The following is a 15,197-nucleotide window of genomic DNA, read 5'->3' on the forward strand; positions in this document are numbered from 1 at the left end:
CGTTGGCTTCGACGAGGCAATCCGGTGCAAGTTCGCTCCCCGGTCCGACCGCGCATTCGATGGGGACCGCGCCCGCGTCAGCCTGTTCCTGGACCGGCCCGCTCGAACAGGCGGCCAGCAGAATCGCGCTAGATATCGGCGAAAACGTGCGTTTCGCGCGCCGCTCCGGGATGGGTAACGGCGCCCTGATGGGCGGGACCGACATTCTGGGCGAACCGCCACAAGGCTCCGGACTGATAGTCATGCTCGCGCGGCTGCCACGCCGAGCGGCGTTCGTCCAGCACCGCCTTGTCCACGACCAGGTCAATCGTCCCCGCTTCGGCGTCGATCGCGATGGTGTCGCCGTTCTCGACAAGCGCGATCGGGCCGCCTTCCGCAGCCTCGGGGCCGACATGGCCGATACAGAAGCCGCGGGTCGCCCCGCTGAAGCGCCCATCGGTGATCAGCGCGACCTTCTCGCCCATACCCTGCCCATATAGTGCAGCGGTGGTGGCGAGCATTTCCCGCATACCGGGGCCGCCCTTCGGCCCTTCGTAGCGGATCACGATCACGCTGCCTTCGGCGATATCGCGGGCCTCGACGGCGGCAAAGGCCTCCTCCTCGCATTCGAAAACGCGCGCCGGGCCGGTGAATTGCAGCCGCGCCATACCCGCGACCTTCACGATCGCGCCATCGGGCGCCAGCGATCCCTTGAGGCCGACCACGCCGCCCGTAGGCGTGATGGGATTGGAAACCTCGTAAAACACTTTCTGGTCGGGGTTCCAGGTCACTTCCTCGATATTTTCGCCCAACGTCTTGCCAGTGACGGTAAGAGGTTCGGGATCGATGAAGCCGCCATCCAGCAGCGTCTTCATCGCCATGTAGACACCGCCCGCCTCGTGCATATCCTTGGCGACATACTTCCCACCGGGCTTCAAGTCTGCGATATAAGGCGTTGATTTGAATATCTCTGCGACATCGTGAAGATCGAAAGCGATCCCCGCTTCATGCGCCATTGCGGGCAAGTGGAGGGCCGCATTCGTCGACCCGCCAGTGGCGGCGACGACGCGCGCGGCATTCTCGAACGCTGCGCGCGTGCAGATATCGCGCGGGCGCAGGTTCCGCTCGATCAGAGCCATGACCTGACGCCCAGCCGCCACGGCAATCTCTTCGCGCGAATTGTAAGGAGCGGGAGTCATGTTGCTGTTCGGGAGGGATAATCCGATGGCCTCCCCGACACAGGCCATGGTGTTGGCGGTAAATTGTCCGCCACAGGCACCATGACCGGGGCAGGCCACCTTTTCGAGCGCGGTCAGATCCTTGAGCGGGCAATTCCCGGCAGCGTGCTGGCCCACTGCTTCGAAAACGTCGACCACGGTGACATCCTGCCCTCGATAAGTGCCGGGAAGGATCGAGCCGCCATAGACGAAAATGCTGGGCACGTTCAGCCGCAGCATCGCCATCATCATCCCCGGCAGCGATTTGTCGCAGCCGGCAAATCCGACCAGCGCATCGTAGCAATGCCCGCGCACCGACAATTCGACGCTGTCCGCAATGACCTCGCGGCTGACCAGCGAGCTCTTCATTCCCTGATGGCCCATGGCGATACCATCGGTGACGGTGATGGTGTTGAAGCGGCGTGGCATCCCGCCCCCTTCTTCGACACCGCGCCGGCAGACATCGGCCTGCGCATCGAGCGTCGTGTTGCACGGCGCGCTGTCATTGCCCGCGCTGACCACGCCGACGAAAGGCCGGGCGATCTCTTCCTCGCTCAGGCCCATGGCGTAATAATAGGAGCGATGCGGTGCGCGCTCGGGGCCGACCGAAACGTGGCGGCTGGGAAGCCGGGATTTGTCGAATTGCGGCATGTCACTCTCCGTCATCGGACCGTCATCGGGAATTCGCCGGGATCTATCGGCGCGCTTCGAGAGCTTTCGCCGGGAGAGCGCGGCAAGGCAAGAGCCTCGCCCCCTAGCTTTCCTTAGGCGCTCTCAAGCGCGAGCAGCACCCGGCCCGCCACATCCGCGACCAAAGTGGCCCAGCGCGCCTGCCCCGCCTCGGTGGCAATCTGGTCCTGACGGATTTCCAGCGTCAGATAGGGGATGCCGCGCGCCTCTGCGTGGCGATCCATCGTCGCATTCAGCTGCTTGCCCGAATAGGGTTCATTGTCACCCACCGTCAGCCCCTGTTCGCCGAAAAGCCGGATAGCGTGGCGCGCCGCGCGATCGTCCTGATTATACAGCAATCCGATCTCCCAGGGCCGCTCCTGCGAACTGGTGGCGAGTTCTGGCGTGAAGCTGTGCACCGCCAGCAGCAGTTTCGGCTGCACTCTGTCGATCATGTCGCCGAGCGCGGTGTGATACGGGCGATGGTAGAGCGCCATCCGGCGTCCGATATTCGCCCCGATATTGCCGGGGATCAGATGCCCGTCGCTTTCCGTCGGCACCGCTGCCGGCTCATCCTCCTTGCGGTGGAGATCGCAGACGAGGCGACTGACGGTTGCGATATGGGCGGGGATGCCGTGCCGCCGCGCAAGCCGGTCCGCCACGCCGTTGACGCCGATATCGACCGCGATATGCTCGTCGAGCAGCTTGGGATCGATGCCGAGTTCGATATCGTCCGGCACGAAATTCGATGCGTGATCGGCAACGCACATCAGTTCGGCAGGGCCGGCCTCGCCCACCTGGCGATAGGGCTTTTCGTCGATCAGCATCTCGTCAAAATCTCAATATCGAAGGGCACCTTGCATTCGCCACCACCCCGGATGAATGGCAGCGACTTGCGCTGAGGCGTCTTCGCATGCCTCCGCGCTTTCATAAAGCGCAAAGCAGGTCGCGCCCGACCCGGACATGCGATGAAGGAGCGGGTCGGTCTCCGCCAGAGCAGCCAGGACGCCTGCGATCGCGGGGCACAGACTGATTGCGGGCGCTTCGAGATCGTTGCGACCGGCGAGCGCGATCTCCCGCGCCGTGCCTGTCGGAAGCGGCCCGCGATCCGTGCCGTCCCAATTCGCGAAGACCGGTCCGGTCGACAGGGGGACGCGCGGATTGACGAGGAGGCAGAAGACCTCCGCCAGACTGTCATCGACCAGCGGCTCGAGTTCGGTGCCGGTGCCGCGCCCGATACAGGTCCGGCTTTCGACGCAGGCAGGAACGTCAGCCCCCAGCCTGGCGGCGCGCGCCGTCCAGTCCTGCGGCAGGCCATAGCGGTTCCGCACGATGCGGAAGACCGCCCCTGCATCGGCCGATCCGCCGCCCAGCCCGGCAGCCACGGGCAGGTTCTTTTCAAGCGTTATCGCCAGCCCATCAGTACGCGGCAGAGCTGAAAGCGCCTTCGAGACGAGATTGTCGAAGGGATTGTCGAGACCTCCGGCAAACTCGCCGGTGACGCGCACTTCGTCCCTCGGCGAAGCCCGTGCCGTCAGGACATCGCCCGCTTCGACGAAAGCGAACAGCGTTTCCAGCTCGTGATAGCCATCCTCGCGCCGCGTGCGGACGTGCAGCGCGAGGTTGATCTTGGCGAAGGCGGTTTCGCTCATATAGGGATCCGTCCCGAACCGAAGCCGGAGCGCGGGCCTACATATTCGGATAATTGGGCCCGCCGCCGCCTTCGGGCGTGGTCCATTCGATGTTCTGGTTCGGATCCTTGATGTCGCAGGTCTTGCAGTGGACGCAGTTCTGCGAATTGATGACGAATTTGGGCTCTCCCTCGTCCTCCGTCACCCATTCATAGACGCCGGCCGGGCAATAGCGGGTGGAAGGCCCGCCATAGACGCCCAACTCGCTTTCGCGCTGCAATTCCATATCCTGGACCTGCAAGTGATTGCGCTGGTCCTCGGCGTGGTTGGTGAAGCTGAAGGCGACATTGGTCAGCCGGTCGAAACTGAGCACGCCGTCGGGCTTGGGATAATCGATCGGCTTGAACAGGTCGGCACGCTGGAGATGCTCGTAATCCGGCTCGTGCTTCATCGTGATCGGCAGCCCGATCTTGAGCGTGCGCATCCACATATCGATGCCTGCCAGCACCGTCCCGATATCCGCGCCGTATTTGGAAACGGCGGGCTGGGCGTTCTTCACTTTCTTAAGCTCGACTGCGATCCAGCTTTCGCGCAAATTACTATCGTAATCAGTGAGTTCGGTCTTCTCCTGACCTGCCGCAATGGCATTCGCGATGCTTTCCGCCGCCAGCATCCCGCTCTTCATCGCAGTGTGGCTGCCCTTGATCCGGGGCACGTTGACGAAGCCCGCGGCACATCCGATCAGCGCGCCGCCCGGAAAGGCAAGCTTGGGCACGGACTGCCACCCGCCCTCGTTGATCGCCCGCGCGCCATAGGCCACGCGCTTGCCCCCCTCGAGGATTTCCGCGATCGCCGGATGATGCTTCCAGCGCTGGAACTCCATATAGGGGCGGACATAGGGGTTCTTGTAATCGAGCGCGGTGACGAAGCCGAGCGCGACCTGGCCGTTGGCCTGATGATAGAGGAAGCCCCCGCCCCAACTCTCGCTTTCGGATAGCGGCCAGCCCTGCGTGTGGATGACCCGGCCCGGTTCATGCTTTTCAGGAGAAATGTCCCACAATTCTTTGATTCCAAGGCCGTAGATCTGCGGCTGGCAATCGGCCTCCAGATCGAACTTCGCCTTCATCTTTTTGGTGAGATTGCCGCGCGCGCCTTCGGCGAAGAGCGTGTATTTCGCGTGGATTTCCATGCCGGGCTGGTAGTCAGGCTTGTGCGATCCGTCCGCCGCCACGCCCATGTCCTGCGTGATCACGCCCGAGACCGCGCCAGTCTCGTCGAACATGACCTCGCTCGCCGGGAAGCCGGGGAACACCATCACGCCCAGCCCTTCGGCCTGTTCCGCCATCCAGCGGGTCAGATTACCCAGCGAGCAGGTGTAATTGCCGTCGTTCGAAAGAAAGGGCGGCATCAGCAGGTGCGGCATTTCCCATTTCTTGAACGCGCTCATCACCCAATGCTGGTTGTCGGTGACGGGCGTTTCAGCGAGCGGGCAGTCCATCTCGCGCCATTCGGGCAGCAATTCGTCGAGCGCGCGCGGATCGACCACCGCGCCCGACAGGATATGCGCGCCGATTTCACTGCCCTTCTCGAGCACGACGACCTCCAGCTCCTCGTTGAGCTGCTTCAGCCGGATCGCCGCCGCCATCCCGGCCACACCGCCGCCGATGATGACGACATCGCAGGGCATCGATTCGCGTTCGCTCATATCTCTCTCTTTTCGTCGCAATATCGTTTGCCCTTGCCTTGATTGCTGGGGCGTATCAGGTCAAGACCTGCGCCAGACGGATGACGATGCTCGACGCCCCCTCGAATACGGCAGCGAATGGAGGCGCGCTCTCGCAGCGCGAGCTTTCAGGCGTGCTTGCATGGTGGCGCGAGGCGGGCGTCGATTGCAGCTTCGCGGATGACGCCGAAGGTTGGCTCGAACTCCCCGAAGAGCCCGCTGAAAAGACGCCTCTCCCGCCCAAGGTGGAGGCGCCGCGCCCGACCACGCCCCTGCAACGCGCGCTCGACGGGGCGGAGCGGCCCGCGATCGGCGGCGCCCGCGCAAGCTGGCCAGACGAACTCGACGCTTTCCGGCACTTCTGGCTCACCGAACCGAACCTGGCGGAAGGTGCGCTGTCGATGCGCGTCCCACCGCGCGGTGAAGTCGGCGCGCGCCTCATGATACTGGTCCCGCAACCCGAAGACGGGGATGGCGAGCGGCTTCTCGATGGCCAACTCGGCTCGCTGGTCGCGTCTTTCGCGCGCGCCGCCGGTTTGTCCGACGCCGAGATCTATCATGCCAGCGTGCTGCCGCGCACGCTTCCCCTGCCGGACTGGGCGGAGCTCGCTCAGCGTGGACTGGCGGAGCTGACCCGTCACCACATCGCCCTTGCAAAGCCGCAGCGCGTGCTTGTTTTCGGACGCGGCCTGCTGCCCGTCTTCACGCGCGTCTTTGCGCCCGAGGAAGCCGCTCCGCCCGCGCTCGACCTGCCCGGCGGCTCCGTTCCGCTGATGATCGCGCCGCGGCTCGATCGGCTGATGCGTATGCCGGGGCATCGCAAACATTTCTGGAACCAATGGCTCGACTGGACCGCATGACCCGCCCCCTCCTTTTCTGTACGCTTGCCCTTGGCTCTCTGGCCGTGGCCGCGCCCGCTTCGGCAAACCCCGAAAGCATCGCCTATTTCACGCAAGGCAAGAGCGGCGCCCTGCCGGCTCTGCTGACGCAGCAGGACAGGTTCTATTACGCCTCGCTGTTCGAAGCGGTCGACGCGCGCAATTGGGATCGTGTCGAAATCCTGCTCGGCGAACGCAGCGAGGGGCCCTTGCACGGTGCGGCGCTTGCCGAATATTATCTTCACCCCGAAAGCCCGCGCATCCCGCTGGAGCGGCTTCAGGACTGGCTAGGCCGGTATCGCGACCTGCCTCAGGCTGAGGGGATCGCGCGGCTTGCCGTGGCGCGTGGAGCGGTCGAGACGCCCAGCCTGCCAGCAGCGCGCAGCCTGCGCAGCCAGCCCGGCATCACGCGGCGCAACCGTCCGCGCGGAATCGAGGACGGGACGATGCCCGCCGATATCTCGAGCGCCATCCTCCAGCACATCAGCAATGACGACCCCGATGGGGCGCGGCTGCTGCTCGACGGGATCGATGCCTCGCTGTCCCCCCAGGCGCGGGCGGAGTGGCGCCAGAGAGTGGCGTGGAGCTATTACATCGAGAACCGCGATCCCGAATCCCTGGCTTTGGCGCTCACCGTTTCGCAAGGAAGCGGGCCGTGGGTCGCGGAAGGGGAATGGGTCGCTGGCCTGGCCGCATGGAGGCTTGGCGATTGCCGGACTTCGGCGGAAGGGTTCCGCAATGCCTCGACCCAATCGACCGATCCCGAACTGACCGCCGCCGCCCATTACTGGGCGCACCGTGCGCTCGTGCGATGCCGCGAGCCGGAACAGGCCGACGAACAATTGCGCGGCGCGGCGCGCTTTACCGAAACGCTGTACGGAATGCTGGCGCGCGAGCAATTGGGGCAGGTCCTGCCCGGCGATCATACCCTGCCCGATCTGACCGCGCGGGATTGGCAGATGCTGTCCGACGAGCCCGCCGCGCGTCAGGCGGTCATGCTGACCGAATTGAACCGGCGGGATGCGGCGTCCCAGGCGCTCGTCTATCAGGCGCGGGTCGGCGATCCCGATGAATTTCAGGCTCTCACCCGGCTCGCGCGCGCTCTGGGCCTGCCCGGCGCGCAGAATTTCATGGCCTATAACGCGCCTGCCGGGACCGCGCCCCCGCCCAGCCTGCGCTGGCCGGTGACCGACCAGACCCCGCGCGGCGGCTGGACGGTCGATCCGGCGCTGGCCTTCGCCCACGCCCTGCAGGAATCGAACTTCCGCGAGGCGGTGGTGAGCGGGGCCAACGCCATCGGCCTCATGCAAATCCGCCCGATCGCCGCGCGCGAATATGCGGCTTCCATAAACCTGTCGGCCGATGCGAACCTCAAGGAAGCTTCAACAAACCTGGCCTTCGGGCAGCGGGCCCTCGAGGCCCTGGCCCAGTCGAGCTATTCGAGCGGCTACCTGCCCAAGGTCATGGCCGCCTACAATGCCGGGCCGACCCCGGTCGCGCGCTGGAACAGCGAGGTCCGCGATCAGGGCGATCCGCTTACCTGGATGGAATCGGTGCCCTATTGGGAGACGCGCAGCTACGTGAATATCGTGATGCGCAATTACTGGATGTATCTGCGGCAGGCCAACGCCCCGGCCCCGAGCCGCGTGGCGCTCGCGCAGAACCAGTGGCCGCAATTTCCAAGCGAGCGCTGAGATGCCGATCGACGAAAGCCGCATCTTCAAGCCGATCCGCATCGCGCTGGTGACGGTGTCCGACACGCGCACTCGGGCCGACGATACGTCGGGCGATATCCTCGCCAATCGGATAGAAGAGGCGGGTCACGAATTGGCAAAGCGCGAGATTATTCGCGACGATGCGGATGCGCTTGTCGAACTGCTCCAAGGCTGGATCGATGACGATACGGTCGATTGCGTGATATCCACCGGCGGCACCGGACTGACGGGCCGCGACGTGACGCCCGAAGCGCTCGACCGGGTGAAGGACAAGGACATCCCCGGTTTCGGTGAGTTGTTCCGCTGGATCAGTTTCGAGACGATCAGCACCAGCACGATCCAGAGCCGCGCTTGCGCCGTTCTCGCAAAAGGTACCTATATCTTCGCCCTTCCCGGCTCGAACGGAGCGGTGAAGGATGGCTGGGACCGGATCCTCGTATCCCAGCTCGACAGTCGCCATCGTCCCTGCAATTTCGTCGAGCTGATGCCGCGCTTGCGGGAAAGCTGACATCCGCGCTGTCCAAGCGCATATGTTCCGTTTATGTTCCAGCTATGGAACGCCGACTCGATCCCGCCATCTCCGGTCGCGGCGCGCAATCCGCTGCCGTGCCGACGCGCTTCGGCCTCGCCACGCGCGAGGTTGACGGCGATTGGCGCGACCATATGGAGGCGCTGGCCGCGGAGGAAGGCGCGCCTCCGGTCAAGCTGCGCACGCATGTGACGGAGGAACGACCCAAGACGATCCTCAGCTTCAACCAGTCGCCGGACATCTTTTTCGACCGCTCGATAAATGCCTATCGCGGGTGTGAACATGGCTGCGTCTATTGTTTCGCGCGGCCCACTCACGCCTATCACGATCTGTCGCCTGGGCTTGATTTCGAAACGCAGCTTTTCGCAAAACCGAACGCGGCCGGTCTGTTGCGAGAGACACTTGCGAAGCCGCGGTATCAGCCAAAACCCATCGCGATGGGGACTAATACCGATCCCTATCAACCGATCGAGAGCCGCTACCGGATCACGCGCGCCGTGCTCGAAGTGTGCCTCGATGCGCGGCATCCGGTCACGATCACGACCAAGTCCGACCGGGTTCTTGCCGATATCGACCTGATTGCCGAAATGGCGCGCCATCAACTGGTCGCGGTCGCGATTTCGGTGACAAGCCTCGATCCGAGACTCTCCGCAAAGCTCGAACCGCGCGCAGCATCGCCAGCCAAGCGTCTGGCGGCGTTGGGAAAGCTAGCCGAAGCGGGGGTGCCGACGCACTGTTCCATCGCCCCCGTCATCCCGGCCATCACCGACGAATTCATGGAAGACATCGTCGAGCGCGCCGCTGCCTTAGAAGTTGCAAGCATAGGCTGGATACCCTTGCGCCTGCCCCATGAGGTTGCGCCGCTGTTCCGCGAATGGCTGGCGGTCCATTTTCCCGAACGCGGCGACAAGGTGATGAGCATCGTCCGCTCAATCCGCGACGGTCGCGACAATGATCCCGATTTCTTCACGCGCCTCAATCCGACCGGCGTCTGGGCCGACCTGTTCCGATCCCGCTTCCGCGTCGCCTGCAAGCGAGCGGGGATCGGCAAGGCGAAATTCGAACTCGACTGCACGCGGTTCCGCCGACCGGAGGTCGGCGGCCAGTTGCGCCTGCTATGAAGCTGTCAGAAGCCCTCGCCGCCTTCGCTCGGACTGAACCGTACCAGGCGACTGTCCGACAAGGCGGCGGTCCGGTTGACGACGGCTGCCTGATAATCCGCATCCTTGACCATCTCGAAAAACGCCGCCGCGCTCGGATAGGATGCGATGAAGCCATCGTGCCATTGCATCGCATCCGGCCCGGTCACCACCGTCTGGTAAATGCCGCGCCATAGGATGCTCCCGCCCACGCGGCGGAAGATCGGGCCGCTGGTCTTGCCGTATTCCTCATAAGCCCGGCGCCCGCTCCACCCCTTCTCCGCATGGTCGTGACCCGAGGGATAATCGGCTTTGTCGCGATATTGTAGAAGGTTGAGCATGTGGATCGGCTCGTCGCGCGGCAGGTCCTTGAACGCCTCGAAATTGGCGCGGCTCGGATCGATATAGATGTCGGTCATGCCTGTTCCCCTCACCCTTCCAACCGGTAATCCGCGAAGCGATCGCGTAGATCCTTCTTGCTGATCTTGCCCGTAGCGGTGTGGGGGATGTCGTCGACGAATTCGACCGCGTCGGGCAGCCACCATTTCGCGACCTTGTCGCTGAGAAATTCGACGACCTCGGTATCGGAACACGCGGCCCCTTCCTTGCGGACCACGAACAGCACCGGGCGCTCATCCCATTTGGGGTGCGGCATTCCGATGCAGGCCGCTTCCGCGACCGCCGGATGGCCGACCGCAGCATTCTCCAGCTCGACCGAACTGATCCATTCGCCGCCTGATTTGATGACATCCTTGGTCCGGTCGGTCAGTTGCAGCGTGCCGTCGGGATGGAGGATGCCGACATCGCCGGTGTCGAACCAGCCATCCTCGGTCACTGCGTCCTCATCCGCCTTGAAATAGCGCTGCACCACCCATGGCCCGCGAATTTGCAGGGCACCGGAGGTTTCGCCATCGCGCGGGAGGACCTTGGTGAAATCGTCGAGGTCGACCGTGCGCAGTTCCACGCCGAAGATCGGCCGGCCCTGCTTCATGGTCTTCGCTACCTTCTCGTCGAAGGAGAGATGCTCCCAATCCGCAGTCGGTCCGCCGACCGTGCCGATGGGGCTTGTCTCCGTCATGCCCCAGGCGTGCTGGACCCGCGTTCCGTTCTTCATCAGCCGCTCGATCATGAATTTCGGAGCGGCGGACCCGCCTATCGTCGCGGCCTTCAATGGCGGGAGATCGATGCCTTCCTTGTCGCAATACTGGAAATGCGCGAGCCAGACCGTCGGCACACCCGCACTGTCGGTGACGCCCTCACTCAGCATCAGCTCGTGCAGGACTGCGGGATCGTTGACCGCGCTGAACACGAATTTGATACCCGCCATCGCCCCTGCATAGGGCAGGCCCCAACTGGCGGCGTGGAACATCGGCACCACGGGCAGCATCACGCTCGACGCGCTGAAATTGAAGGCGGCGGGCTGCAACCCGGCCATGGCGTGCATCAGGGTGGAACGATGCTCGTACTGGACGCCCTTGGGATTGCCGGTCGTCCCACTGGTGTAACAGATCATGCAGGGATCGCGCTCGCTGCCTGTGACCCATTCGTAATCGCCGTCCTGCTCGCCGATCCAATCCTCGAAACCGCGCATATCGGACCCGGCGGGAGGATCGAAGCAGATGTAATGCTCAACATTCGGCCAGCGATCGCGCATCAGGTCGACGATCGGCTGGAAGGCGGCATCGTATAGCAGCACGCGATCATCGGCGTGATTGATGACGTATTCGAGCTGGTCTTCGAACAGGCGCGGATTGACGGTGTGGAGCACGCCGCCCATCCCGGCCACGCCATACCAGCTGACGAGATGGCGCGCATGGTTCATGGCGAGGCTCGCCACCTTGTCGCCGGGTTTCAGACCAAGCACCTCGAGCGCCTGCGCCATCTTCAGCGCATCCCGGCGAATGCCGGCCCAGTCGGTGCGGGTCTGCGTCCCGTCGCCCCAGCGAGTGACGATCTCGCGCGAGCCAGCCTCACGCGCCGCGTGGTCGATCACATGCGTCACTCGCATCGACCAATCCTGCATGGCGCCACCCGAACCGGTGGATTCCGAACCCATCGACATATTTCGCCTCTCCTCGTGATTTATCACGCAACGAGGCGCAAATGTCCTCCGCCGCGTCTTGTCGTTAATTCCACCTTGGCAAGGCCGGGCGCGCTTGCCAAGCGTTCGGCCATTTCGCCGTCGAGCGCGAAGGCGCGGCCCAGGCACAGCGTCGGCTCGATCGCGGTGCCCGTCCGCAGCGTCGCGACGACCTCGCCCGTGCCCTTTTCCTGGCCGAGTTCGGCCCGAAGCAGCGCAAGCGCGTCTTCGTCCAGGACGTCGAGCGTCAAGGTCATGCGCGCATTCTGCGACGCCGCTTCGAGGGGCTGGCCGCCGCGTATGGTAATCCGCGGGGGTTCGTCCGGGCTCGGACTGTCAAGCTCGACCTGAAGCAAGATGCAGGTTTGGTTGTCAGCCCATTTCAGAAAGTTATCGACCATGGATTCTTCGAAACAGGCGGCGCTGAACTGGCCGGAGGCATCCGAGAACTCGACCCGGACGAAGGGCTTGCCGCGCCGCGTGGTGTTCTTGTGCGCCTTCTCAACCATGGCCGCCATGACAGCGGGGGCACGTCCGCCCGCCGGGGCACCGCCGCTCATCAGCGAGGCGTAACTTCGCGCCCCATTGGCCGATGCGACCTGGCGCCAGGCCTGGACCGGATGGTCGGAGAAATAGAATCCGAAATTCTCGCGTTCCTTCTCCATCATCTCGGCGCGCGGCCATGGATCGGTATCCTTCAGGCGCAGATCGGAATTGTCCTGTTCCTCGCCCCCGAACAGTCCGCCCTGCCCGCTCGAACGCTCGCGCGCCGCCGCATCGGCGACGGCAAGGAGAAGATCGCAATTGGCGAAGACCTTGGCGCGATTGGGTTCCAAAACGTCCAGCGCACCCGCCGCCGCAAGCCCTTCCAGCTGCCGCGAATTCATCGAACCTTTCGGAACTCTCTCGAACAAGTCCTTGAGACTATCGAATTTCCCCGAGACTTCGCGCTCTGCCACGATCGCTTCCATCGCGCGTTCGCCGACGTTGCGGATGCCCGCCAGCGCATAGCGGACAGCATAGCCGTCATCTGTCTGTTCGACGGTGAATTCCGCCTCGCTGTTGTTGATACAGGGCGGTGCGAGCTTGACCCCGCCCTCACGCAGAGGAGAGCGGCGCGCATCGTCGACGAAAACGGCCAGTTTTTCCGATTGATGCATGTCGAAGCACATGGAGGCTGCGAAGAATTCCTCCGGGTAATGTGCTTTCAGCCAGGCTGTCTGATAGGCGAGCAGAGCGTAGGCGGCGGCGTGCGATTTGTTGAAGCCGTACCCTGCAAACTTATCAATCAAGTCAAAGAGTTCATTGGCCTTCTTCGCATCGATTCCACTGGTGGTTGCGCACCCATCGATAAAGCGCTGGCGCTGCGCATCCATCTCGGCCTGAACCTTCTTGCCCATCGCGCGGCGCAGCAGATCGGCATCGCCAAGCGAATAGCCCGCCAGGATCTGCGCGGCCTGCATGACCTGTTCCTGATAGACGAAGATGCCATAGGTCTCCGCCAGAATGCCCTCGAGCTTGGGATGCGGATAGGCGATCTCGACCTCGCCCGCCTTGCGCTGGCCGAACAGCGGGATGTTGTCCATCGGACCGGGACGGTAGAGCGAAACGAGCGCGATGATGTCACCGAAATTGGTCGGTTTGACCGCGGTCAGCGTGCGCCGCATCCCTTCCGATTCCAGCTGGAACACGCCCACCGTGTGGCCGCTCTTCAGCAATTCATAAACCGCCGGATCATCCAGCGCGAGCTGCGAGAGGTCGATCGAAATATCGCGCTTCTTAAGGAGATCGGTCGCTTTCTTGAGAACGGATAGAGTTTTGAGGCCCAGGAAGTCGAACTTGACCAGACCCGAACTCTCGACATGCTTCATGTCGTATTGCGTGACCGGCATGTCCGAACGCGGATCGCGGTAGAGCGGTACAAGCTTGGCAAGCGGCCTGTCGCCGATCACCACCCCCGCCGCATGGGTCGAGGAATTGCGGGGAAAGCCTTCCAGCTGCATCGCCAGATCGACCAGCCGCTTCACATCATTGTCATTGTCGTATTCGCGTTTGAAATCCGCCGCGCCATTCAGTGTGCGCGGCAGGGTCCACGGATCGGTCGGGTGGTTGGGCACCATCTTGGTCAGGCGATCCACCTGCCCATAGGGCATCTGCAAGATACGCCCGGTGTCGCGCAGCACCGCACGTGCCTTCAATTTTCCGAAAGTGATGATCTGCGCGACATGATCGTGGCCGTATTTCGCCTGCACGTAGCGGATAACCTCGCCCCGGCGGGTTTCGCAGAAATCGATATCGAAGTCGGGCATCGACACGCGTTCGGGATTGAGGAAGCGTTCGAACAGAAGGCCGAGCTTGATCGGATCGAGATCGGTGATCGTCAGTGCCCACGCGACCAGCGATCCCGCGCCCGAGCCGCGCCCCGGCCCCACCGGGATATCGTGATCCTTGGCCCATTTGATGAAATCGGCAACGATCAGAAAATAGCCGGGAAAACCCATCTGGTTGATGATGCCGACCTCGAATTCGAGCCGCTCGGCGTATTCGGCGAATTCCTCGCCGACCCCACGCGAGCCGAGCGCTTCGATGGCGGCCTGGCGCGCCTCGCCGGTCGCGGCAAGGGCTTCGGCGAGGCCCTCAGGGGAGGCATCGGGATAATACAGCGCCAGCCGCGCCGCGAGCCCACGCCGCGCATCCTCCGCCAGCATCCGCGATTCGCCTTCGAGATCGCCTGCGAGGCTCGGAAGGATCGGCGCGCGGTTCGGCGGCGCATAGGCGCAGCGTTGCGCGATCACGATCGTATTGGCGGTCGCTTCGGGAAGGTCGGCGAAGGCTTCCATCATCATGCTCGCCGTCTTGACGAAGCCTTCGGGATTGGAGCGCGCACGATCCTCCGCATCGATATGCGTCGATCCGGCGATGCACAGCATGGCGTCATGCGCCTTGTACATATGCGGTTCGGCGAAATTGGCGGGATTGGTGGCGACCAGCGGGAGATCGCGCGCGAAGGCCAGATCGATCAGCGCGGCCTCCGCGCCCTCCTCCACCGCATTGCCGCGGCGTGCCAGCTCGACATAAAGCCGCTCGGGAAACAAGGCCTGCAATCGGTCGAGATAGGTCTCGGCGTGGCTCACCTGCCCATCGGCGAGTAATCGCGTCACCGCGCCCTCGCTCGCTCCGGTAAGGGCGATCAACCCCTCGCTATGGCCTTCGAGGTCGCCCAGCCCGATATGCGGTTCGAACTCCAGCGGCCGGTCGAGATGCGCCTTCGAGACCAGATGGCACAGATTGTCGTATCCGGTCTCGTCCTGCGCATAGAGGGGCAGGTAATCGACCTGCTTGCCCTCCACATCCCGCGCCACGCCGAGAAGGGCGCCGACGATCGGCTGGATTCCGTCGTCGAAACACGCCTTGGCGAACATGACCGCGCCATACAGCCCGTTGCGATCCGCCAGGGCGATCGCAGGGAAGCCGCGCTCCTTCGCCAGTTTCGCCATCGCCTTGGGTTCGATCGCACCCTCCAGCATCGAATAGGCGGACAGGACACGCAGGGGCACGAAGGGTTTGAACATCGTCCCAATATGCGGATCGCGAAGGGATTCGCCAAGGCCGTCACCCGGCTTCCTCCCCGGCCCGT

General features: G+C 63.7%; 11 protein-coding genes. 4 read left to right on the plus strand and 7 right to left on the minus strand.

What is annotated here, in order from left to right; all coding sequences use genetic code 11:
- Nucleotides 1-128: 128 nt before the first annotated feature.
- From ilvD to GRI47_RS05805, 4 genes are all read right to left on the minus strand, one after another.
- Nucleotides 129-1,847: a dihydroxy-acid dehydratase gene (gene ilvD, locus GRI47_RS05790; RefSeq protein WP_419956995.1), complete on the minus strand. Its 1,719-nt coding sequence runs from the start codon at nt 1,845-1,847 to the stop codon at nt 129-131.
- Between the two features lie 113 nt (nt 1,848-1,960).
- On the minus strand, nt 1,961-2,692 hold the full coding sequence (locus tag GRI47_RS05795) for an N-formylglutamate amidohydrolase (RefSeq protein WP_160660372.1): 732 nt from the start codon (nt 2,690-2,692) through the stop codon (nt 1,961-1,963).
- A 12-nt stretch (nt 2,693-2,704) separates the two neighbouring features.
- The gene (locus tag GRI47_RS05800; protein WP_160660373.1) at nt 2,705-3,517 is read right to left on the minus strand and encodes a 4-(cytidine 5'-diphospho)-2-C-methyl-D-erythritol kinase; all 813 of its coding nucleotides are present in this window, start codon (nt 3,515-3,517) and stop codon (nt 2,705-2,707) included.
- A gap of 37 nt (nt 3,518-3,554) precedes the next feature.
- Entirely contained in the window at nt 3,555-5,201 is a 1,647-nt protein-coding gene (locus tag GRI47_RS05805; protein WP_160660374.1) for an electron transfer flavoprotein-ubiquinone oxidoreductase, read from the minus strand.
- A gap of 80 nt (nt 5,202-5,281) precedes the next feature.
- On the opposite strand from GRI47_RS05805, the gene GRI47_RS05810 reads away from it, so the two are divergent.
- The 4 genes from GRI47_RS05810 to GRI47_RS05825 are packed head-to-tail and all read left to right on the plus strand — an operon-like array spanning nt 5,282 to nt 9,462.
- A complete protein-coding gene (locus tag GRI47_RS05810) occupies nt 5,282-6,079 on the plus strand; it encodes a uracil-DNA glycosylase family protein (RefSeq protein ID WP_160660375.1) in 798 nt (265 codons plus the stop codon).
- Nucleotides 6,076-7,791 carry a transglycosylase SLT domain-containing protein gene (locus GRI47_RS05815; protein ID WP_237452625.1) on the plus strand — a complete coding sequence of 572 codons (1,716 nt, stop codon included), beginning with the start codon at nt 6,076-6,078 and terminating at the stop codon, nt 7,789-7,791. The genes GRI47_RS05810 and GRI47_RS05815 overlap by 4 nt, the downstream gene beginning before the upstream one ends.
- Nucleotide 7,792: 1 nt before the next feature.
- On the plus strand, nt 7,793-8,320 hold the full coding sequence (gene moaB, locus GRI47_RS05820; RefSeq protein ID WP_160660377.1) for a molybdenum cofactor biosynthesis protein B: 528 nt from the start codon (nt 7,793-7,795) through the stop codon (nt 8,318-8,320).
- Nucleotides 8,321-8,364: 44 nt separating this feature from the next.
- Nucleotides 8,365-9,462, plus strand: coding sequence for a PA0069 family radical SAM protein (locus tag GRI47_RS05825; protein WP_160660378.1), 1,098 nt, complete (start codon nt 8,365-8,367; stop codon nt 9,460-9,462).
- Between the two features lie 5 nt (nt 9,463-9,467).
- Here GRI47_RS05825 and GRI47_RS05830 read toward each other — a convergent pair whose 3' ends face one another.
- The 3 genes from GRI47_RS05830 to dnaE are packed head-to-tail and all read right to left on the minus strand — an operon-like array spanning nt 9,468 to nt 15,132.
- The gene (locus GRI47_RS05830; RefSeq protein ID WP_160660379.1) at nt 9,468-9,899 is read right to left on the minus strand and encodes a DUF1330 domain-containing protein; all 432 of its coding nucleotides are present in this window, start codon (nt 9,897-9,899) and stop codon (nt 9,468-9,470) included.
- 11 nt (nt 9,900-9,910) lie between these two features.
- Entirely contained in the window at nt 9,911-11,536 is a 1,626-nt protein-coding gene (locus GRI47_RS05835) for a long-chain fatty acid--CoA ligase (RefSeq protein ID WP_237452626.1), read from the minus strand.
- Between the two features lie 29 nt (nt 11,537-11,565).
- Nucleotides 11,566-15,132, minus strand: coding sequence for a DNA polymerase III subunit alpha (gene dnaE / locus GRI47_RS05840; protein ID WP_160660380.1), 3,567 nt, complete (start codon nt 15,130-15,132; stop codon nt 11,566-11,568).
- Nucleotides 15,133-15,197: the final 65 nt, after the last annotated feature.

Origin of the sequence: Qipengyuania pelagi, from assembly GCF_009827295.1 — a bacterium.
GTDB lineage: Bacteria > Pseudomonadota > Alphaproteobacteria > Sphingomonadales > Sphingomonadaceae > Qipengyuania > Qipengyuania pelagi.